This is a genomic window from Pseudomonas emilianonis, assembly GCF_023072625.1.
GTDB classification, from domain to species: domain Bacteria; phylum Pseudomonadota; class Gammaproteobacteria; order Pseudomonadales; family Pseudomonadaceae; genus Aquipseudomonas; species Aquipseudomonas paraveronii.
The window spans coordinates 1-1,124 of the sequence record NZ_JAKNRV010000695.1 but is presented as its reverse complement, the minus strand read 5'-3'; the positions used below and the strand labels follow the sequence as shown (position 1 = coordinate 1,124).

The 1,124-nt window shown below is 55.5% G+C and carries 1 protein-coding gene and 1 pseudogene; one reads left to right on the top strand and one right to left on the bottom strand.

Features of this window, described 5'->3' with window-relative positions; translation table 11 throughout:
• Nucleotides 1-353: 353 nt before the first annotated feature.
• Complete coding sequence (locus L9Z73_RS30955) at nucleotides 354-563, bottom strand: cold-shock protein (RefSeq protein WP_017844724.1); 210 nt, start codon at nucleotides 561-563, stop codon at nucleotides 354-356.
• Between the two features lie 180 nt (nucleotides 564-743).
• On the opposite strand from L9Z73_RS30955, the pseudogene L9Z73_RS30950 reads away from it, so the two are divergent.
• A pseudogene (locus L9Z73_RS30950) lies at nucleotides 744-1,124 on the top strand (hypothetical protein); the annotation flags it as partial.

Sequence of the window (1,124 nt, the reverse complement as noted above, 5' to 3'; positions counted from 1 at the left end):
TGGACGAAGATAGTTTTAGTGCTCATAGGGGATTCCTTGCGTTTTCTAATTACGCGAAATAACGAAATGAAATGTTAGAAATTATAGTTCGATTGTCAGTCTAGCCGCAAAATCAGCAATCGCCTGCGCCCGCGCCGCCTTTGCCGCGCTGAACGTTGAAGTGCGTTGCGCGCCGGGCAGTTGGGTAGAGGAAGAAGGTGAGGAAAGCGCCGACACCTGGATTCGCATCAGCACAGACGGTGAAGAGCAGATCACCTGGAAAACCACCTGATCTGAATGTGTGAACCCAATCAAAATGTGGGAGGGGGCTTGCCCCCTCCCACATGGGTTCTACGCTGTAACAAAAATCCGCATTACAAACCAACCACATCCTCTGCCTGCAAGCCCTTCTCGCCGCTCACCACGGCGTATTCCACCTGCTGGCCTTCGGCCAGGGAACGGTGACCTTCACCGCGAATGGCGCGGTAGTGTACAAACACATCCTTGCCGTCTTCACGCTGAATAAAACCATACCCCTTGGCATCGTTGAACCACTTCACATTACCGGTTTCGCGCGTTGTCATCTGTTCACTCCCACATGATTGTTATTGTTGAGTCGCTCGCGTTGAACTGCCGAGTATATGACAGGCTCAAAAACGATCAACTCAACTTTACATCGCTGCTTTTTTGCCGATTTTCGGCGAATACGGCACACTACCCGCCCGAGCACCTGCTCGGTTTTTTCCACTTGAAGCAGCTCGCCTATGACCCGCTCCCCGTTCCGCCGTCTGGTGTTTGGCACCTTGCGTCGACTGTTGTACCTCTGGGTTCGCTCGGAGACGATCAACCAGTCGTCCCTTACCCTTAACCTCGACCGCAGCCGGCCGGTGTTCTACGTCCTGCAATCACCCTCGCTCACCGAATTGGCCGTGGTCGATACCGAGTGCACCAAGGCCGGCCTGCCGCGCCCGGTGCTGCCGGTAGCGGTCGGCCCGTTGCTGGAACCCGCGGCATTCTTCTACCTGAACAAAAACCTGGTGATCGAAGGCGCCGAAGACACCCAACTGCAGTACCCGTTCGAGAACGTGCAGATTGCCCCCTATGACACCGACAACGTGGCTTTCCAGGACCTGGGCCTGGGCGCC